The sequence below is a fragment of the Microcoleus sp. bin48.metabat.b7b8b9.023 genome (assembly GCF_013299185.1).
Taxonomy (GTDB): Bacteria; Cyanobacteriota; Cyanobacteriia; order Cyanobacteriales; family Microcoleaceae; genus Microcoleus.
Genome location: NZ_JAAFKG010000040.1, coordinates 55,169 through 75,663 on the forward strand (window position 1 = coordinate 55,169; position 20,495 = coordinate 75,663).

The 20,495-nt window shown below is 44.8% G+C and carries 20 protein-coding genes; 9 read left to right on the forward strand and 11 right to left on the reverse strand.

Features of this window, described 5'->3' with window-relative positions; genetic code table 11:
- Positions 1–120 precede the first annotated feature (120 nt).
- From QZW82_RS21215 to QZW82_RS21225, 3 genes are all read right to left on the reverse strand, one after another.
- Positions 121–828: an SDR family oxidoreductase gene (locus QZW82_RS21215; protein ID WP_293152366.1), complete on the reverse strand. Its 708-nt coding sequence runs from the start codon at positions 826–828 to the stop codon at positions 121–123.
- A gap of 244 nt (positions 829–1,072) precedes the next feature.
- Positions 1,073–2,482 (reverse strand): NYN domain-containing protein, encoded by a 1,410-nt coding sequence (locus tag QZW82_RS21220; protein WP_293152369.1) that lies wholly within the window; start codon positions 2,480–2,482, stop codon positions 1,073–1,075.
- 42 nt (positions 2,483–2,524) lie between these two features.
- Entirely contained in the window at positions 2,525–3,796 is a 1,272-nt protein-coding gene (locus tag QZW82_RS21225; RefSeq protein WP_293152372.1) for an APC family permease, read from the reverse strand.
- Positions 3,797–4,146: 350 nt separating this feature from the next.
- Between QZW82_RS21225 and QZW82_RS21230 the strand changes: the two genes are divergently transcribed.
- Positions 4,147–4,893 carry a glycosyltransferase family 25 protein gene (locus QZW82_RS21230; protein WP_293152375.1) on the forward strand — a complete coding sequence of 249 codons (747 nt, stop codon included), beginning with the start codon at positions 4,147–4,149 and terminating at the stop codon, positions 4,891–4,893.
- A gap of 320 nt (positions 4,894–5,213) precedes the next feature.
- Here QZW82_RS21230 and pstB read toward each other — a convergent pair whose 3' ends face one another.
- From pstB to pstS, 4 genes are all read right to left on the reverse strand, one after another.
- Positions 5,214–6,065 (reverse strand): phosphate ABC transporter ATP-binding protein PstB, encoded by an 852-nt coding sequence (gene pstB / locus QZW82_RS21235; protein WP_293152378.1) that lies wholly within the window; start codon positions 6,063–6,065, stop codon positions 5,214–5,216.
- Between the two features lie 286 nt (positions 6,066–6,351).
- Complete coding sequence (gene pstA, locus QZW82_RS21240; protein WP_293152381.1) at positions 6,352–7,332, reverse strand: phosphate ABC transporter permease PstA; 981 nt, start codon at positions 7,330–7,332, stop codon at positions 6,352–6,354.
- A 2-nt stretch (positions 7,333–7,334) separates the two neighbouring features.
- A complete protein-coding gene (gene pstC / locus QZW82_RS21245) occupies positions 7,335–8,336 on the reverse strand; it encodes a phosphate ABC transporter permease subunit PstC (protein WP_293152384.1) in 1,002 nt (333 codons plus the stop codon).
- Between the two features lie 139 nt (positions 8,337–8,475).
- Complete coding sequence (gene pstS / locus QZW82_RS21250; RefSeq protein WP_293152386.1) at positions 8,476–9,504, reverse strand: phosphate ABC transporter substrate-binding protein PstS; 1,029 nt, start codon at positions 9,502–9,504, stop codon at positions 8,476–8,478.
- A gap of 544 nt (positions 9,505–10,048) precedes the next feature.
- Here pstS and QZW82_RS21255 point away from each other — a divergent pair.
- From QZW82_RS21255 to QZW82_RS21280, 6 genes are all read left to right on the forward strand, one after another.
- Complete coding sequence (locus QZW82_RS21255; RefSeq protein WP_293152389.1) at positions 10,049–11,557, forward strand: UbiD family decarboxylase; 1,509 nt, start codon at positions 10,049–10,051, stop codon at positions 11,555–11,557.
- Positions 11,558–11,814: 257 nt separating this feature from the next.
- Positions 11,815–12,051: a hypothetical protein gene (locus tag QZW82_RS21260; RefSeq protein ID WP_293152392.1), complete on the forward strand. Its 237-nt coding sequence runs from the start codon at positions 11,815–11,817 to the stop codon at positions 12,049–12,051.
- 96 nt (positions 12,052–12,147) lie between these two features.
- Positions 12,148–12,372: an AbrB/MazE/SpoVT family DNA-binding domain-containing protein gene (locus tag QZW82_RS21265; RefSeq protein WP_293152395.1), complete on the forward strand. Its 225-nt coding sequence runs from the start codon at positions 12,148–12,150 to the stop codon at positions 12,370–12,372.
- Positions 12,369–12,503, forward strand: a complete 135-nt coding sequence (locus QZW82_RS21270) for a hypothetical protein (RefSeq protein WP_293152398.1) — start codon at positions 12,369–12,371, stop codon at positions 12,501–12,503. The genes QZW82_RS21265 and QZW82_RS21270 overlap by 4 nt, the downstream gene beginning before the upstream one ends.
- Before the next feature lie 170 nt (positions 12,504–12,673).
- Positions 12,674–15,565: an NACHT domain-containing protein gene (locus QZW82_RS21275; protein WP_293152401.1), complete on the forward strand. Its 2,892-nt coding sequence runs from the start codon at positions 12,674–12,676 to the stop codon at positions 15,563–15,565.
- 2 nt (positions 15,566–15,567) lie between these two features.
- The gene (locus tag QZW82_RS21280) at positions 15,568–15,801 is read left to right on the forward strand and encodes a hypothetical protein (RefSeq protein WP_293152404.1); all 234 of its coding nucleotides are present in this window, start codon (positions 15,568–15,570) and stop codon (positions 15,799–15,801) included.
- Between the two features lie 343 nt (positions 15,802–16,144).
- Here QZW82_RS21280 and QZW82_RS21285 read toward each other — a convergent pair whose 3' ends face one another.
- The 4 genes from QZW82_RS21285 to QZW82_RS21300 form a co-directional block, all read right to left on the reverse strand.
- On the reverse strand, positions 16,145–17,752 hold the full coding sequence (locus tag QZW82_RS21285; protein WP_293152407.1) for a glycosyltransferase family 39 protein: 1,608 nt from the start codon (positions 17,750–17,752) through the stop codon (positions 16,145–16,147).
- Positions 17,753–18,305: 553 nt separating this feature from the next.
- Positions 18,306–18,518 (reverse strand): helix-turn-helix transcriptional regulator, encoded by a 213-nt coding sequence (locus QZW82_RS21290; protein ID WP_293152410.1) that lies wholly within the window; start codon positions 18,516–18,518, stop codon positions 18,306–18,308.
- 20 nt (positions 18,519–18,538) lie between these two features.
- The gene (locus QZW82_RS21295) at positions 18,539–18,751 is read right to left on the reverse strand and encodes a helix-turn-helix transcriptional regulator (RefSeq protein WP_293152412.1); all 213 of its coding nucleotides are present in this window, start codon (positions 18,749–18,751) and stop codon (positions 18,539–18,541) included.
- A gap of 21 nt (positions 18,752–18,772) precedes the next feature.
- Complete coding sequence (locus QZW82_RS21300) at positions 18,773–18,985, reverse strand: helix-turn-helix transcriptional regulator (protein WP_293152415.1); 213 nt, start codon at positions 18,983–18,985, stop codon at positions 18,773–18,775.
- Between the two features lie 129 nt (positions 18,986–19,114).
- On the opposite strand from QZW82_RS21300, the gene QZW82_RS21305 reads away from it, so the two are divergent.
- Together QZW82_RS21305 and QZW82_RS21310 are read left to right on the forward strand one after the other, a co-directional pair.
- A complete protein-coding gene (locus QZW82_RS21305; RefSeq protein ID WP_293152418.1) occupies positions 19,115–19,357 on the forward strand; it encodes a hypothetical protein in 243 nt (80 codons plus the stop codon).
- Between the two features lie 170 nt (positions 19,358–19,527).
- Positions 19,528–20,313, forward strand: coding sequence for a DUF4058 family protein (locus QZW82_RS21310; protein WP_293152421.1), 786 nt, complete (start codon positions 19,528–19,530; stop codon positions 20,311–20,313).
- The last annotated feature ends 182 nt before the right edge of the window (positions 20,314–20,495 follow it).

Sequence of the window (20,495 nt, forward strand, 5' to 3'; positions counted from 1 at the left end):
CAGATAAATCTGGAAGATTGAACTTTTTTCTAAAATCTGGGAAGTATCGAGTTGGGTAAATCAGTGCTATGAAAGCACCATACAAACTCATTTTTTGCGTGTGGAACACCAAACAAATTACTAAAAGAACAAATGACTTTCTGGCTGAATATTAATTTCTAGTGGCACAGCTTGCGGGTCAGAAGCAAGAGCAAACATAATTGCATTGGCAGCGGTTTCGGTACTCAGCATTTTTGACCTATCTACCTTCAAACTCACATTATCCCAAAACGGAGAATCCACCCCACCAAAATAGAATAGCGTAAACTTAATGCCGTAGCGTCGCAGTTCATCTGCCATGCACTTGCTAAAACCAACTACCCCAAACTTTGAAGCACAATAGGCCGTTCCCATCGCCATCGAATGCTTGCCCAAAATCCCGATGACATTGCAGATGTGACCGGATTTGCGGTCTTTCATCACATTTGCGGCTGCTTGAGATGTGTAAAAACTGCCTTTCAAGTTCAAGTCAAGCATTGCATCTAAATCAGCGGGTTCTAACTTGTTCCACTGCTTGAGAATTCCCGCACCGGCAGCGTTTACGAGGGCATCAATTTGCCCGAAATGCCCCGCAGCTTTCTGCATCAGCGTCTCAACTTGCGACAAATCGGTGATATCTGTCGGTACGCACAGTACCTCTGTTGTCGAAAGTTCGCTGGCTAAAGCGTCTAATTTAGTGCTGTCTCTGGAGGCGAGCACTAGCGTCGCACCCTCAGAGGCGAGTTTCCGGGCTACTGCTGAACCGATGCCGCCAGTCGCACCCACCACAACTACAACTTTGTCCTGCATATCCCTTTACATTTCTTTACGTCCAGATTGTATGATAACTCAAGTTATGGGGAATGGGGAATGGGGCATGGGGCATGGGGCATGGGGCATGGGGCATGGGGCATGGGGCATTGGGAATTAGGAATTAGGAATTAGGAATTGCGAGGGATAGCGTTAGTGAAGCATAGCCGTTCTCAACTTTCGTGAGGTACTCGCTAGCCGATTACCTGTTACCCATTACCAATTTATAATTGCTGTTTGATAATTAATTTAGGGAAACCTGCCAACCTTTTTCGGTTTTTTTAAGTTCGAGAGAAGTGCAGGATTGTAAAAATTTAGGAAATTTTCGACCGAGATTAAACTCTTTAATTATTTGGGTGATTTGTTTGCCGTATTGTTTGTGAAATTCACTGCCAACATTGGAGAGAAATACAGAATTGTGAGGAGAGTTGTCGGTTAAGTCGCCAACTATTTTGACCAGAGCTTTTTCCAAATCTTCCAAGGAATTGATATCTGTCAAACTCGCTGATGCTGCTTGGTTGTGATTGAGATTTTCTTTGTTGAGTATTGGGGGTGGGGGCGACAATTTAACTTCAAAAAGAGTGACATAAGTTTGAGATGTTTCTGAGGGTTTGTGGACAACGAAATCTGTGGGATGTTTGAGAAATATCTCCCTAGTTTTAGTACCTAAGGAATAATTTGCAAGAACTTGATTGAGGGCTAAACCGTAATTCTCCCTAAATAAAGCTGAAAGTGTAGAAATTTTTATCCACTGAGATGAGGTACGTTGTTGTTCTTTTTTAATTAATTCTTTTAGCTGAATAACTAATTGTTCTACAGGTGTAATTTCCGGTACTGTTACGAGGGAATAGGTTTCCACTTGTCCGGTTTTGCTGTTTAAAACTATGATTTTATCTATTTGCTTGCGGACTTGAAAGACGGTTAAGCCGTGGGCTTGCAGTGTGTTGCTGAGGTGGGTGAGGGCGCGATCGGACGAACAGACAAAAATCTCCTTGGCTGTGGGATAATGTACGAAAATTGAGGCGCCTACTGTTGCCATTTTCAAGTCGGCGCTGTCTTTGCCGGGGGGAACGTGAATCAGTTGATAGCCGCGCTGGTGAAATTCGGCATCTTTTTTGCCCATGCTGCGCCAGTTGGCAAAGGCTACTCTGATTTGGATGGGATAGTGAGAAATTCCTTCTAGGAATTTTTCGGTTTCGATGTTGAGTTGCAAGTTTTCGACATCTAGCAGCAAGATAGCAATGCCGACAGGAAGCGAATTTGTTTGGTGGGCGGTGGGAGTTGGAGGTTTTGCCGAAACTGAGTTTTGCGATTGGGCTGGTGGTGTTTGGGGTATGGCTAGCTGCTGAATTTTGGCAAATAATTTGCTGAATTGAGGTGAATTGATGAATTCGGGAACCAGCAGAATTTGGAGATATTTTTTTGCCGTCAGCAGCAGCAAATCTGTATCGCTGGCTACTTTGAAATTTTTGGTTAATTTTCCAATCAAAACTGACTGAAAAGCAGGTTTGGCCCAGGGGGTTTTCCTGTATTTTTCAGCTATCCATTCGGGATGCTTTTCCTGAATGGAGATTAGTGTTTGAGCGATATAACGACTGATGGCGCTGACTGCGACTGATTCTTGAGTCGCCAGCAAGGGAGTTCGATCGGGCATGGCCCTCTACAATGCGGAATGCTGTTTCAATTTATCACAATTCTAGTCTCTAGCTGGGAGTCGGACGATCGCCCGCCACATCAAACCGACGATAATTAACGCCAACCCTGTCAGCCAAATTTGCCTTTCCACCCAGAAAGCCAAAAACAAACAACTCCCCAAGCCCACCCAAGCCAACCATTGCGGGTAAAGCCTTTCGGCGGGGGACAGTTGTAGCGCGGCTGCGTTGGTAATAGCGTAGTAGATCAAAACGCTAAAGGCACTGAACGACCAAGTGGTTTTGACATCACCGATGAGGATTAAAAGTGCGATCGTAATTTCGACAACCACGACAGCTACATAGGGAGTTGTCCCCGCAGGATTGAGACGCGCCAGGACTCTCGGCATATCCAACCGTCGCCCCATCGCCAGCCACACGCGCGACAAGCCTAAAATTAAGTTCAACAAGACGGACAGCATGGCTGTAATCGCGCCGACGGCTAGCAGTTGGGAAACTCCGGGAATTGGAAAACTGCGGGCGATGACTTCCAAGGGGGCAGCAGTGGTTGCTGCTTGCAGGGACAATTTATCGGCTCCCCCCGCACCTGCAATAACTACCGCTACCGCCACGTAAAGCACCATTGTCAGCACCAAAGTGAAAATTATGGCTTTGGGAATGGTTTTGCTCGGTTCCCGCACTTCTTCGCTCATGGTGGCGATGCGGCCGTAACCAGTGTAGGCGACAAACATCAGGGCCGTGGCGTGGAGGATGGAGCCGATCGCGCGATCGTTCTGTAAGGTCGGCATTTCCCACCTGACCTCTGGCAAACCCGCAGCAATAAAGACAGTCAGAGATAAAAGTGTAACCGAGACTATGGCAGTATTCGCGATATTCGATCGCCTGATGCCGGTCAAGACAATTAAAGTTAGGGTGGCCAGGGCGATTAATGCCGTTAGGATGAGATAAGTGCGATCGGCTACACCAAGTGCACTTAAAAAATACCCCGCAAAACCCAAAGCAGCAGTAGCAGCAGAAGCCGTTTTAGCTACAAGAAACATCCAGCCCGCTGTAAAACCCAGCCAAGGATTGAGATATTTGTAACCATATTCATAAGTTCCGCCGCTAACAGGATGATTTGCCGCTAATTGAGCGCTGTTAAGACCATTGCAAACAGCAACTAAAGCAGCAACAGTCACAGCCCAAATCACTCCCGGCCCCGCAATTTCCGCAGCCATTCCAATACTCACAAATACTCCAGTGCCCACGATTGAGCCTATGCCCATGAGAGTTGCACCGAAAACACCTAATTCTCGTTTTAACAGAGAGGGAGACATAATTACACTAGGGTTAGTTTAATACAAATATGTGGCTGGAGACACCATCCTGCTTATTGTTCAGGACTTTCCTGCGGGGTTCGGAAACCGGGTTTCTTTCTGGATAGCTCGTTACCAAACTTAATAGTTATCTGTAAGCCTTGCGAACAATTTGGGTGGCTGCAAAACTTTTTATTATTCTGATTGTTGGTATAAAATAGCTCAATGGCTCCCTGGTTGTCATCGGGATTTCACTTGGATATTATGTAGGAAACCACCGTCGATAGTTTGTGGTGAACAAGATTATTTTGTAGTTACCGTTTAGGATATAGAAGATGTCCGAGATATAACGGTTACAAGTATCATAATTTATGAAACTGACGGAATTTTTTGAACGGACTTACGTGGTGAATTTGCCCGATCGCCAAGATCGCCGCCGTGACATTACCAAGGAACTTGCCAATGTGGGGATTTCCTTGGCACCGAATAGTGTTGAGATTTTCCCAGCGGTTCGTCCAGAGACGGCGGGTGAATTTCCTAGTATCGGAGCGTGGGGCTGCTTCCTGAGCCACTTGAGCATTTTGAAACACGCCAGACAGCAAAACTTGTCCAACGTTTTGGTCATGGAAGATGATTTAGCAATTTCTCCAACCCTAATCGCTCAGCAATCGGCGTTAATCGAACAACTGCAAGGGCAGGATTGGGGGATGGTCTACTTGGGGCATTATTTGACGGATCGTAATTTACCCAAGGTAGATCCGAATGGGCGATCGTCCGAAGCAGCAGTGCTGTTAAAACCATACACTCTGGGGATTCAAACCACCCATTTCTATGGTGTAAACGGACAAATTCTCGATCGGCTGATAGCTTTTCTAGAACAAGTGCAACAGCGTCCCAAGGGACATCCCGATGGCGGGCCCATGCACGTAGACGGCGCCTATTCCACCTTCCGCGCCCAAAACCCAGATATCATGACGCTGATTGCAGAACCAAATTTAGGCTGGCAACGCAGTTCTCGCAGCGACATCAATGCGAGTGCTTGGTATGACTACGTACCCTTAGTCCGCGAGGTGGCAAATGTCGCGCGTGGCGCTAAGGTTTGGTTGTCCAACAAGTAAATCGAGGTTTGAAAATCTAATTAAATTGCTCGACCAAGCTGGCCATTGGTTACTGTTGTGTTGGAGTAGCGAGGAGAAGTGATAGCTTCAATAACATCAATTGTAGCTATTTACAGCTAGTTGAATATCCGCACAAGTACCGAGAAACCTGTTGTTTTTCGGGAGTGCTTCCAGGATAGGGGTATACTGCATCTCAACTTTTGCAAAAAGTATTTTTTCTTTTAGTGTGAGTTCGCAAATGCTTGCCAGATAATACAAGCAAGCGAAAAATTGCGAACTCCCACTATAAAATGCAAAACTGAGATGCTCCAATTTAAGTATCAACCGAAACGACCTTGAATGTAATCCCTCGTACTAGAATTACTGGCGGAAGTGAAAATCCGGCTTGTCGGCCCAAATTCCACCATGCGACCGATGCGACTTTCATCAGTATTAAAGAAAGCCGTATAATCAGAAACCCGAGCCGCCTGCTGCATATTGTGCGTTACAATCACCACAGTCAACTGTTCCCGCAGAGTTTGAAATAACTCCTCAATCTTCATAGTAGAAATCGGGTCGAGAGCAGAACAAGGCTCATCCATCAGTAAAATTTTCGGTTTAACAGCCAAAGCGCGAGCAATACAAAGTCGCTGTTGCTGTCCGCCCGAAATTCCCTGAGCCGACTTCTTCAAATTATCTTTCACCTCATCCCAAAGCGCCGCACTTTTCAGCGCAGATTCCACAATTTCGTCTAACTCTGCTTTGCTTTTGCGACCAAAAATACGCACGCCGTAAGCAATATTATCATAAATGCTCAGCGGAAAAGGATTCGGCCTTTGAAACACCATGCCAATTTGGCGGCGCAAACTATTAATATTTACCTTAGGACTGTAAATATCCTGTCCAAAAAACTCAACCCTGCCTTTGATTTGAACTTTTCCCTCCAATTCGCCGATGCGGTTGAGAGCTTTCAGAAAAGTTGATTTGCCACAACCTGAAGGGCCGATAATCGCCGTCACTTGCGGGTGAGGGATATTCATCGATAGATTTTCGAGAACTTTGTGAGTGCCGTAGTAAAAGCTCAAGTCCTGAACCCGCAATGCTGGCATAGCATTGGGATCGATTTCAGGAGTCGTATCTTCGAGGAATTGGTCGGTATATTTTTCAGCTTTTAAGTTACTTTTGGATTTCATTATTTGCAGTTTTTCTAGTGTGAACAGTAGATTTTTAGTAGATGCAGAATATGGCCTGATGGCTTTATTTAGTTAGACTTGGTACTTGCTAGCTATGCACTCATTATCCGAAGTCACGGATAGACAAAAAAATAGCTGTTTTTTGTCCTCTTTTTACCCTAAACAAAGCCCAAGAGCTTCCCTCTTTCCTCCTCCTTTGTCCTTCTTCCATCGGACTTCCATCCGTTACATCCGTTACATCCGTTACATTCCGTACATTGCTCGTTGCCGAACTTCCTTCCCCAATCTACCGATTTTGCAAGCGTTTGCGAGTGACGGCACGGGAGGCTAAGCTGGTGAGCAAAACCATACCCAAAAGGACAGAAGCCGCAGTCCACGCCAATTCGTTCTGCTCCTTGTAAGGAGAGCTGGCGTAACTGTATATTAATACAGACATAGAAGGAGTTGGAGTTAGCAGTGTCTGGGGAATTTCTTGGATTTTTGAGATAGTTTCTGCGCCCATGGGGGACTGAACTATCTCGCCCAATTTCTCAACTAAAGGAGGCCAAAATTGGCTGGACAAGGCAGTTACAATTAGCGGTGCAGTTTCGCCGGCAGCGCGGGAAGCTGCTAGTAAAATGCCTGTGGTAATAGTTGGGAGCGCTGAGGGAATAACAATCCGAAACATTGTTTGAAAGCGTCCGCCTCCCAAACCAGCAGAAGCGAGGCGGTAAGAAGCAGGCACTAATTTTAATGCTTGTTCTGTTGTCAGCGCTACAACCGGCAGCATGATAATCCCCAGCGCGAAACCGCCGGCAAATCCTGAGAATGACTTAGTTGTCACAACAATTAAAGCGTAGGCAAACACGCCGACAACAATTGACGGAACGCTACTCAGAATGACGGTGATAAAGCGGATAGTATTTGCTATAGCTTTATTGTCTCTGCCAAACTCTGACAAAAATATTCCCGTCATCACGCCGATTGGCACGCTCAATAATGTGGCAATTCCTACCATTAAAGCTGTACCGAGAATCGCATTGGCAAAGCCGTTGGGCTGGTCTTCGACTCCGACGGGTGCGGGCAGAGACACTAGCACTTCCCAGCTTAAATGTGCCAGTCCTTCACCCAGAATTTTGTACAAAATAGCGAACAAAGGCAGCAGAGCCAGACCTGTAAGAGAGAATGCAATAACTGTCATTCCCCGGCTAAACAAATTTCGGCTCAGCGACAGGGGATTGTTGATTTCTGCATCTAGAATACTGTGGGATTTTTGTGATTGAGTCATGGTTAATTCTTAGCTCCCTTAACGCCGATTAGCTGCACTAGCAATACTGCGACTGCGTTCACCAATAAGGTAATCACAAATAGAATTAGGGCTAAATACATTAAAGAACCGACGTGCAGTTCTTCTTGAGCTTCCCGAAATTGACTTGCTAAAACAGCGGGGATTGAGTAGGCGGGAGCTAATATAGATGGGTTGATTTGAATCGAGTTGCCAATTACCATTGTGACTGCCATTGTTTCGCCCAAGGCGCGTCCCAATGCCAAGATGGTCGCTCCGATAATTCCGGAACTTGCTGCTGGTAATAACAGCTTAAATATGGTTTCCCAGCGGGTAGCACCCAGTGACATTGAAGCACTTCGCAAATCTACGGGAACCGACAGCAAAACATCACGGCTGATGGCGGCGACTGTCGGCAAAATCATAATCGATAAAAGTATGCCGGCGGGCAGCATTCCCGGCCCAAAAGGTTCGCTGCTGAATAGGGGAAACCAACTAAAATTGTTGAACAGCGACTGCTGTAAAGGCAGCAGAAAGGGAATTAATACGAAGATGCCCCACAGGCCAACGATGACGCTGGGAATGGCTGAGATTAATTCAACCATGAATCCTAAGGGCGATCGCACCCAAGCAGGCAAAAAGTTCTCGCTGGTCACGATCGCGACTGACAGTCCTAGAGGAATTGCTATGATAATGGCGATCGCAGAACTAACTACTGTACCGTAAATAAAAGGCAGAGCCCCAAACTGCAACTCACCGATATCCCATTTGGGATTCCACAAAAAATCTAGTCCAAATTTGCTAATAGCCGGCCAAGCATCCTTAAAAATTATCTCGCTCATCCAGAACAGCGTACCCGCCGTGGCTATAGCAAAAGCCCATACAAATCCTGTAAATCCCGACTCCAGCCACAAACCTTCACCCTTCGTATCAGTCAAGTCTACGTGGGTGGTGATTCCAGCAGACTTCCCAGTCGATTTTTTCAGTTTCTTTGAAGAATTGGTCATACCCAAGTTATGCCGTAAACAGAGAAATTTTTGATTGATGAAAGAGATAGCATAGTGCCTGCACATTAAATAAATGCAACGTATGAGTTTTGAGCCATACAATTAACTCAAAACTCATAACTCCCTGAAAATATTTTAATTAACCTTTAGCAACTACACTCTGATTCACTGTTTGAATCACCTTTTGAGCTGTAGCTTGCGGAATAGATGTAAACTCTAATCCTTTGTTGAGACCTTGACCTGTAGTCAGCACCCAATTAACCATCTTTTTAATAGCATCTGCTTTCGCAGCAGGATACTGTTTGTAGATTAACAACCAAGTCAAGCCAACAATCGGATATCCATCATTAGGATTTCCTTCAACCAATCGGAAGTCTGCTGGGAATGTTTCCCCTGCAAAAGCTTTTTCGGCTTCTGCCAAGTTAGCATCTACAAATCTGCCAGCTTTATTTTGAATAAATGCTGTTTGCAGATTGTTTTGTCGAGCAAAAGTATCTTGAACGTAGCCAATTGCACCGGGTGTTTGTTTCACCAAACCAGCTACACCGGGGTTTCCTTGGCCGCTGAGGGGGCTACCAGGCCAACTCGGTTGAGCTGCACCTTTGATGCTGCTGCCAATAGCCTGCAAGTGATTAGCAAAAATAAAGGTTGTACCGCTGCTGTCTGCCCGTACAACTACTCGAATTGCAGTATTTGGCAAATTTTTAGCTTGTCCGGCAATCCCTGCGATTTTCGCATCATTCCAGCGGGTAATTTTGCCTTCAAAGATGCCTTTCATGGCATCGGCACTCAGCTTGACATTGCTAACTCCGGGCAAGTTGTAGACAACTGCAACCGCGCCGCCGGCAGTCGGAACTGCGATGACGCCACGGCTTACCTGAGAGATTTGTGCAGAAGTCATCAGCGCGTCGCTGCCTGCGAAATCCACAGTACCTGCAATTAATGCTTTGATACCAGCGCCGGAACCTGTGCCTTCGTAGTTTACAGTAATTTGATTTGCACTTCTCATTTGAGAGAAGTAGCGATCGTACAAAGGTTTAGGAAAAGTGGCTCCCGAACCGTTTAATGTTACCGCAGCTACAGCAGAAGTAATCAAACTTAGCGAAAATGTTGCTACTGCTAGGGTAACGATAAAGCCACGTCGCCAGCCTTTAGTGAAGAAAACCATAACTCCTCGTCCTTAAATAATTCGATAGCAGACTTTGCAAATCTCCTCCATAGGATAGACTGAAATCCCCAAGTAAAAACAGCTAAAATAATAAGCTTTTTTTAAATTATGGTTAAAGTTGGGTTAAGCTTTTTGTCATTAAATAATGGCTTAATAGCAATAACAATCTTTTCTTAATCTTTGGTTAACATTAGTTTAAAAAAGTTAGGAAGTAGCGCTAGCGAAGCCATGGAAGAGGATCGCTCTTCGATCATCCTTATTGTTTTCTTAACCTTAGGTGTCGATCGCACTTCAATGTCACAAAATTTGAAATTTCGACCATCCTGGATGCAACTGGCATTCTGATACGGGTTAATTTTGAGGTACGTTGTTGCGCTTGGGCGCTCTTCGATATAGAAGAGAGCGCTTAAGCGCAACTACATACCTTTGGAGAATTCCTGACGGGACAACTACACCGCCCGTACTTTCGGCGCATTTGCGACTCGATCCCAAACAGCCCGACGGCCATCATAATAAATAGATAACGTTAACAAATCTTAAAAAAATGGCTAGAGACTTGCGAGGCTTCCTCAAACTGCTAGAAGACAGAGGACAACTGCGCCGGATCAGCGCTTTAGTCGATTCCGACTTAGAAATTGCCGAAATTTCCAATCAAATGCTAGTCAAAGGCGGCCCCGGATTGCTGTTTGAGAACGTCAAAGGGGCAGAATTCCCCGTCGCCATTAACCTGTTGGGCACGGAAGAACGGGTTTGCTGGGCGATGAACATGGAAAAGCCGATCGAACTTGAAGAACTCGGCAAAAAATTAGGTATGCTACAACAGCCCAAACCGCCGAAAAAGATTTCCCAAGCTATAGAATTCGGGAAAGTCCTGTTCGACGTAGTCAAAGCCAAACCGGGGCGCGACTTCTTCCCAGCTTGTCAGCAAGTGGTATTTGAGGGAGAAGGCGTCGATTTGAACAAAATCCCGATGATTCGCCCCTATCCGGGAGATGCGGGCAAAATTATCACCCTCGGTTTGGTAATTACCAAGGATTGCGAAACGGGTACGCCGAATGTGGGGGTTTATCGGTTGCAGTTGCAGTCAAAAAACACGATGACTGTACACTGGTTATCTGTCCGTGGCGGCGCGCGGCACTTGCGGAAAGCTGCACAAGCTGGTAAAAAGTTGGAAGTTGCGATCGCCCTGGGAGTTGACCCGCTAATCATTCTCGCCGCAGCAACCCCAATTCCTGTAGATTTGTCGGAATGGTTATTTGCCGGACTTTACGGCGGTTCCGGCGTCAGTTTAGCCAAGTGCAAAACCGTAGATTTAGAAGTACCGGCGGACTCGGAAATCGTGTTAGAAGGAACGATTACGCCTGGGGAAGTGTTACCCGACGGGCCTTTTGGCGACCACATGGGTTATTACGGCGGCGTGGAAGATTCGCCGCTGGTTCGCTTCAACTGCATGACACACCGCAAAGATCCGATTTATTTAACCACATTTAGCGGGCGGCCGCCGAAAGAAGAGGCTATGATGGCGATCGCCCTGAATCGCATTTATACTCCTATTTTGCGGCAGCAAGTATCGGAAATTGTCGATTTCTTCTTGCCGATGGAAGCCCTGAGTTACAAAGCTGCAATTATCTCGATCGACAAAGCATATCCCGGTCAAGCAAGAAGAGCTGCTTTAGCATTTTGGAGTGCATTGCCACAGTTTACATACACCAAGTTTGTGATTGTTGTGGATAAAAGTATCAACATTCGCGACCCGCGTCAAGTAGTGTGGGCAATTAGTTCTAAAGTTGACCCAGTTAGAGACGTATTTATCTTGCCAAATACGCCCTTTGACACCTTAGATTTTGCCAGTGAAAAGCTTGGTTTGGGAGGCAGAATGGGGATTGATGCTACGACGAAGATGCCGCCAGAAACCGATCACGAATGGGGTAAACCTTTGGAATCCGATCCGGATATGGCGGCGATGGTTCAGCGGCGTTGGGCTGAGTACGGTTTGGCCGATTTGAATTTGGGAGAAGTCGATCCGAATTTGTTTGGATATGAGATGAAGTAGGGAAACGGCACTGTCCATTAGCGTCAATTTAAGATTGAACATTGAGTATTTCTTGTTTATATCAAAGTCTAGATCCCCCCTAGCCCCCCTTAATAAGGGGGGAACAAGAAATATTCTCAAAGTCCCCCTTCTTAAGGGGGATTTAGGGGGATCTAGACTTAGTGTAAAAACGAGATTTGTCAAGGCTTTTAGGCTTAAATTGACACTAATAGGCATTTCCTTGTTGTCAATACCAAAGAAGAAGAGAGGAGGAAAGAATGACCCAAAATTTGGAACTTGAGCGCACAATTGCTGCTTGGTCATCTCTTGCTAAAACGGTTTTTGTCTCTTGCACGGAAGAAGAATACGAGCAGTTAGTCGAACTACTAGATCGTCTGATCGAGCGAGTGGGCGAGGATGAAAACCATCCCTTTACTTCGATGATAGACGTTATTAGTGTCTTAATCCAAAATTATGAAGCTGAACATATTCCTGAGTTAGATGACGCTCCGTAAATCTACTATTCCACATTGCGGGTTACTAATCGAGAAATGGATTGAAGATTACCAGATCAGGTTAATATTAGAGAAGCGATCTTTTTAGGTGATGCTATGTACGCCGTCAAAATTCAAAAAATTGGAGAGTCTTTCGTAATAACTCTGCCAGAAGAAGTATTGCAACAACTCAATGTCGGTGAAGGAGATAGTCTTTTTCTCACAGAAACTCCTGATGGAATTCAACTCACTACCTGCAATCCTGAATTTGATAAAGCAATGAAAGCTTATAGGAAAGTCAGCGAAAAGTATAAAAATGCGATGCGGGAACTTGCTAAATGAGCGAACCATTTTGGATGGGAGAAGAAATAGCCACAACTAGCGGGTTTTCATCAAGACTGGCAGGGTCGATCGCACTTTTGGCAATTCGTGCCGGGATTGAGGATTTTGGTGATTTTGATGGGCGGAATTGAGGGCGATCGGGACTTATGCGCTGCGGCAGAGAAACCGGGTTTTTACCGAGTCTTTGCGCTGTAACGCGTCTTCTCACAAAAAACCCGGTTTCTGGGCCACCGGTGGGTGCATTCTATTCAGAAGTTTGATAAACTTAGAGCAACGTTCAGTCACTTCTGAGATTTTCAGTATGTTGGAATGGTTGCTCACACTCGGCGCGGCAGAATTAGGGAAGGCGATTTTTGAGCAAGTCCTGAAGTTGGGGCAATCTGCTGCCGAGGACTATGTGAAAGATTTTTTTAAAGGCTGTCTTCAGGAAGGAATCGCGGCTGCGAAACCAGAGGTGACAAAAAAATCAGTGGCTGAAGCGTTGAAGGCGTTTTTACTACTCATAACCGATGAACTAGAGGATCGAGAACTATCTAAAGCTGAAATTCGCGATCGCTACGATCCAGCTTTGGTTCAATTTATTAAAGACGATGCGGTAAAGCCGATTTTAGGTAAAGCCTTTGAAAAAGATTGTAGATCGATCGACGCTACAGCATTGTCAACTATTTGGCATCAGTCTACCTTAAAAGGCAGGCCATTTCCAACAATACCAGAGGAATTTGACTGGCAGCGTGTGGGGCGTGAATATTTGAAAAAAGTGCGGCGGATTATTCGAGAGACACCCGAATTGCGATCGCTCTTGGAAACTGAACTGCTGGAAGATATCGCCCGAAATACAACGCCACTTTCACCAGGTTTTGATGTCGCTAAATATCGAGAGAGTTTGCAGTGTAGCTATGGGCATCTAAAATTATACGCGATCGACAGTACGGATCGCGTGGATGCTATCAAGCTTTGGAATATGTTCATTGAACAGACGGTACGAGAGGCATTACCACCAATGCGATATGAACTACCGCTGGATTTGAAACGCCAACTGCAAGAACAGGGGCAATTGGCACCCGATTTATCACCTGAAGCGCTGGAACACTATCGGCAAGAATATTTTCAGCAACCCTCGCGGAAGGTTTTAGAGGCAGTTGCAGATTCTCAACGGGCAGTGATTTTGGGCGATCCAGGTGCGGGAAAATCTACGCTATTGCAGTATCTTGCTTTGGATTGGGTAGAGGGCAAAACTGAATTATTGCCCCTATTGATTGAGTTACGAGAATATGCGATCGCCCAGACTCACAACTTCCTAGAATTTCTGCATTGCGGGCGTGGTGTTAATTGGCAATTCGATCGGCAACAACTCCATCAGCATTTGCAGGAACATCCAACATTGGTGATGTTTGATGGCTTGGATGAAGTGTTCGATCGCGCGACTCAATCTACAGTCATTGATGACATCATCCGCTTTGCTCAGCAGTATCCGAAAGCGCAAGTCCTCATCACTTCGCGCATCGTTGGCTATAACCCAGATCGCCTCCAACACGCTAAGTTTCGCCACTTCACTATTCAACCATTGGATACTGATGAAATGCACGAATTCATCGATCGCTGGTATGAATTGTCAATGGGCAGCGAACCTGACAAAGAAAGGCTCAAACAACGGTTAAAGGATGCGATCGCCAATTCTAAAGCCATCCAAAATCTGGCAGATAATCCGTTGTTGCTAACGATGATGGCAATTCTGAATCGACGGCAGGAATTACCGCGCGATCGTGCCGATCTTTATGACCAAGCTTCACGGGTGTTGCTGTACCATTGGGATGTGGATCACAAGCGGTTGCAGTTGCCGATGGATGCGATCGGGCGACGGGAAAAACAGGAGATGCTGCGGGCGATTGCTTATGAGATGCAGGCAGGAGATGAGGGACTGAAGGGGAATTTGATTAGTGCCGATCGGCTAACACTAATTGTGACCAATTATCTGCGCGAACAGGGCTTTAGTGAGCCACGAGAAAAAGCCAATAGGTTGACTCAGCAACTCCGCGAACGTAACTTCATTCTCTGTTATCGAGGTGCCGATACCTACGGCTTTGTCCATCGAACCTTTCTGGAATACTTCTGTGCGATCGAGATTGTCAATCGCTTTGAGAAACAGCGCATCCTCACCTTTGAGCAGTTGCGCGATGAAATTTTCGGTCAACACTGGCAGGATGAAACCTGGCATGAGGTTCTACAGCTAATTTGCGGCATGATTGATGCAAGTTTTGTAGGTGAGATTATTAATTTTTTAATGCGTCAAGATGTGGATAAGAAGAATTTTTTTGATACAGAAAAAGACATGACCTATGGTGATACTCGTCTTAAGAAGGAAGCGATTCATAATCTACTACTGGCTGCTCAATGTTTAATGATTGTCCCAAACCGCATTGCTTTAGAAAATACAGAAAGACAGCTTCTATATTTACTAAAGCAAGAGATTGAGGTAGAACATCCCGATCTTTTCAGTAACTCAGCAGTTAAGGAAATCCTACGCATTTTAGCTGCGACATGGCAGGGAAACACTGAGGTATTAGCGTGGTTAAAATCACATCTTATCAACCTCAAACAACAAGACTCTTACTTCTTCATTTTCATTCCCATAGCTCTCTTACAAGGATGGAAAGACGATCCTGACACTTTATTATGGATAAAAAAGCAAATTCAACAGGCTGAATATAACTTTATGCGCCAAACAGCAATGTGGGCATTAGCAGAAGGTTGGAAAGATGAATTAGATACTTTATCTATCGTTAAAAATTGTATTCTTCATGATGAAGATAATCATGTAAAAAGCGGAGCAATACGAGCACTTGTCAAAATTTGGCGAGACGACCCTAAAACCCTGATTTGGATTAAAACCTCTGCCCAGGAAAATCCCAACTGTGTCATACGATATTTAGCATTGAGAGAATTAGCAAATCATTGGAAAGAAGACCCAGAAATAACAGAACTATTTTTCGAGAGAGCACTCAAAGATCCTTTTAAGCGAAAGGATAATATCCAACCTAATCCTCGACTAAAGGCACTTCAAGTAATTTGTCAGTATTATCCCAATCATCTCAAGACTCTTCCTGTGCTGCGTGACAGAGCCACCAATGACCGCGATGAGCAACTGCGAGAATGGGCACAGGAGCAATTAAAAATGCAAAATGAGTGGAAATAATAATGCAAAGTCTTAATCTCGATCGCACAATTACTGCTTGGACATCGATCGCTGAAATGGTTTTTGTCCCTCACACGGAACAAGAATACGATCATTTAGTCGAACTACTAGATAGCCTTATCGATCGAGTGGGCGAGAATGAAAACCATCCCCTTGCTTCGATGATGGACGTTATTGGTGTCTTAATCGAAAACTATGAAGCTGAACATATTCCTGAATTAGAAGAGGTTGCGTAAACCTACCCACCTTCGCGATCGAGATTTACGCACTCCGTCAGAGAAACCGGGTTTTTACCGAGTCTTTGCGCTGTCACGAAGTCTTATCGAAAAAACCCGGTTTCTGGGCCAGGGTCGAATCTTAACCCGCGAAGGCGGGTTTTGTTTGTGTAGACGCGGTTTCAACCGCCGTGTCTTTCTGACAAATCAGTCTATTGTTCCAAAATCTCGACTAAATTGTCGCAAATTCAAACGCACGAGCCATCTTGTCCAAAGCTGTATAATCTACAGTTGCCATACCCTGAGAATTCCCAGGAAAAAAGTCAGTATTTGAGATTACTGCACTTAGATGCACCACAGCCACTCACTTATCAATAAGTTCCCAAAGCCGCGTATCGTAAGTCACCTCTGAATTAAGAAAAACAGGCTTTAACTTGTATTTGTATTCTTTTTTAAGCCTCTCTTGGAGTTTCTCACTGGGAAGAAATGCAAACAAATTGCTGTAATTTTTAGGACGCCCAGCAAGCTTAAATTGATCTCCCCACAGAATTTTCACTTTCGGATCGAGCCGACGGCTCAAAGGCATGAGTTCACCCAGCGGAGTATCAGTAATCAACAGCGGAGAATTAGCTTGATTTACGATGCGTGCTATAGGAATAGTGAATTTGCCTTGATCCAGACCTTTATTCCACCAAATTTCTGCTTGAGAACTCAGGGTGCAAGACAGGACTCCAGCCGAAAATACTCCTATTGCAACCAACTGCCAAAACTTCTGCCGCCAGGTATTAACACTAGAAGAAGTAATTTTCGCATTCAGCAAATAAGCCACAGCCAACTGCAAACCCAGATAAGTAGGAATTAGATATCGAGCGTAGCCTGAGAGCCGCCGTCCACCTAAAATTAAATCTCCCATCATCAGAGGCACGGATGTAAAAATAATCAAAGCCAAGATGAAAGCGTAAATCGGTTGAGAAGTGTGGCGGCAGAGAAAATAAATTGAATATGCCACTAAAAGTAATAAACATAAAATCACAGGAATCGCAGGCAGCATCTTTTTGAATGAGCTCATCGCATCAATATTTACATCAAAAAAAATCCTGCTAGTATTCCCGATCCACCTTGCCATTAAAGATGTCAGCGGTATTTTAGGTTCTGGTTGCAGTAGGCTTGGATTAGCGTACAGAGGTCGGCAATAAATGATGGTTAAATACCAAATTAAACCTGCGATTAGCGTGACTACAAAGGCGATAGCATAAGAAAAAAGGGTTTTAGTCAGTCGCACTTTTTCAATTATAAGTAGATAGATTCCATGTGCTATCAAAACCAGGAAACCATAAAGATGAGTGTAAACACTTACTACTGTAATTGCTGTATAAATTCCCCATTGCAGGTTAGTTTTAAGTCGCATAGCCCGCAGCAAAACCGCACTGGATAGCAAAGTTAACACAGTAAACAAAGAATAGGGTCGTGCTTCCTGAGCGTACAGCACGTGGATGGGCGAAACCGATATCAATGCCATTGCTACCCATCCCACCATCGGAGACTCAAACAATTCCAGGCAGAGCCAATAAGCACAGGGAAACTGTAGTAAACTAATCGCAGCCGGCAAGCTTCTCATGGCTGTAACGCTAGTTCCAAACAATTTAGCCCAAAATCGCGCCATCAGAAAATAGAGTGGTGGCAGTTGACCTTCTTCTGCTGCTAAACCCTTAATAGTATCGATTTCGTTATTTTTATTATTAATGCTCTGATATTTCAGTAAATCTTGGCTGGTGACTGCTGGCCCATTGAATACTTGCTCCTGAACAGATTTACCTGAGTAGCCAGACACTCGCAAGGAAGTGTAAGTTTCGTCAAACCAGTAGAATTTGCGATCGATATTCACAACTCTAAAAAATATGCCCATCACCAACAGCACAAAAAGTAAAAACCGCAGCCCAGTTACAGGTAGTCGCCAATTATTACGATTCATTAAGTCTCTCCTTGAACAGGACTTAGGCACACCCCCTAGATATAGGGTGAAATAAGGGGCAATCCGCTGTCGTTGACTTACACCTGGCTATGGTGCGTAAGTGCTACTGGAAGCTATTCGCGCATTATTGCATTATCCTAGTCTGCAATAAAAAATCATGCAACCTCTATTGACTAGAGATGCTATGCCAATTGCAAAAAATATTTACATAAGTCAGGAAGCTAGTCGCCCAAAAGCTGAATGAGATAGAGAAAAATTAAAAATTAAAGAGTTAACCGAAAAACTTTTGGTTAAAAAGAGGGAAAATGTGTTTATTCTGAATAAAACAATATCAATATAGTTGAAGGATCGGAGATTGAACAGTTATAGTCTTTCTCAGATAAGTGAGGTACGTTGTTGGGCTTGGGCCCTCTTATATTTATAAGATAGTAAGCGAGGTCGCATCAAAAACTCCATTTACAGTCATACCTCATCTCTTTGATAAATGCTATATCTTCAGCAAATTATATAACTTGCAACGGAATTAATTCCACGTTGCCAGCTAAAAATCAGTTTACTGTTCTAATATCTCAACCAAATCCTCGATCGCAATATCGAACGCACGGGCCAATTTGTTGAGAGCCGTATAATCCACAGTTGCCAACTTGGGAGAATGGGCATAACTTCTAACCGTACTGTAAGGAATGCCCGATCGCTCAGAAACTTCTTTCAACGTCCAACCCTTCTCTTGGGCTAGTTCTCGAACCCGCAATCGAATTAGACCCATCTTGCACTTGACAAATCAGTTTACCGTTCCAAAACCTCAACCAAGTCTTCCACCATCACATCGAAGACTTCAGCAAGTTTCTGCAAAGCTGTGTAGTTCACCGTTGCCATTTTGGGAGCTTGGGCGTATTTTTTAACCGTGCTGTAGGGAATTCCCGTTCTGTCAGAAACTTCTTTCAGCGTCCAACCCTTCTCCTGGGCGAATTCTCGAACTCGCAACCGAATTAACCCCATTTTTTCCGCTGACAAATCAGTTTAATATTCCAAAATCTCAACTAAATCCTCGATCGGAATCTCAAACGCACGGATCAATCTGTCCAATGCTGTGTAGTCTACAGTTGCCATGCCTGGAGAACTCGCATAGGTGGCGATTGTAGTGTAAGGAATACCCGTTCTGTTGGAGACTTCCCTGAGAGTCCAACCCCTTTCTTGAGCAAGTTCTCGAACTCGCAGTCTAATTCGTCCCATTCGGCCCTTGACAATTACGAGTTGTCGTAATTCAATAGAGATACAGTTAATAGCGATCGCCCCGTGACCTGAGAAATCTAGAGCGATCGCCTTTCATTCACCACCCACCAAAGTGGGCAGAACACATCTATGATACCAAAACAATCGACATATCGCGATCGACTTCAACCTTGGTGCATAATTCGCCACCTCCCCAAGTGTCAGCGGTTAACAGTCGATCGTTTCGCCCGCCGCCCCGATGCGGAATCTTATCTCAATGCACTCCGCCGCTTAATGCCCGCTGTCTCCCATACAATTGTGTTCGTGAATGCGCTGTCGGCAAATGAAACCAGCGTGTTAATTCCGATGCAATTGTCGTCGATCCAACGTTAGGGCGATCGAACTGATATTTTGCATTTGTTGCGAGATTATGGCAGGGGTTTAAATCCCCGACTTACTGTTGCAATAAGTGCAAAATATGCGATCGATTAATCTCTTACAGCATTCGCGCCCCCAAAAATCTTGCTAAACTGTAAATAGACTTAAGTCAAGGAGTCAAATCAATGCCATCTCCCTTTCCCGGTATGGACCCGTATTTAGAGCATCCCGACTTTTGGCCTGGGATACATAACTTGCTGATTAGTGAAATTGCCAGATTTTTATCTCCGCAACTGCGTCCTAAATATAGAGTCGCGGTAGAAGTGCGAATGTATGAAACCAGCGGGGAAAGTTCTGTAAGTGTTGGTATTCCAGATATAACGGTACAGCGACTGGCAAATGCCAGTAATCCTTCAATGCCGAATGTGGCTGTTTTGTCGCCCCCAGCGCAACCAGTGACTGTCACAATTCCTGTTGCCGAGATTATCAAAGAAGCTTATTTAGAAATTAAACAAGTGGAAACCAGAGAAGTGGTAACAGCTATTGAAATCCTTTCACCGACTAACAAGCGTTCTGGTAAAGGACGGCAAATATATGAAGAAAAACGCCAACAGGTACTAAGTACCCGCACTCATTTAATTGAAATTGATTTACTGCGGAGTGGGGAACCCATGCCACTTGTTGGCAATAACATTGAGAGTCACTATCGCATTTTGGTGTGTCGCGGCAACCGCCGTCCTCGCGGTGATTTATATGCTTTTAATATTCAAAATGTAATTCCTTCTTTCCCGTTGCCTTTGCGTCCAGAAGATCCTGAGCCTGTTGTTGATTTACAAATGCTGTTTAATGGAATATATGATATTGCAGGTTACGATATGGAGATAGATTATAGTCGGCAATCAGTACCGCCACTTTCAGAGGCGGATACAATTTGGGCAGATGCTTGGTTGCGCGATCGAGGATTGCGGTAAACACCTGTTCGATCGTTCGGACTTCAGTCCTCTTTTTAGGTATGAATTAAGAATTAAGGTAATTGCTCAACTAGGGGAAAAAATGGAGCCATTAATAGAGAGAGCTTGTTGAATAGATTGATAAGCAGTTAAACCCTGACGCTTCCCAGTATTAACAACCGAACGAACGGCCGCAAACAAAT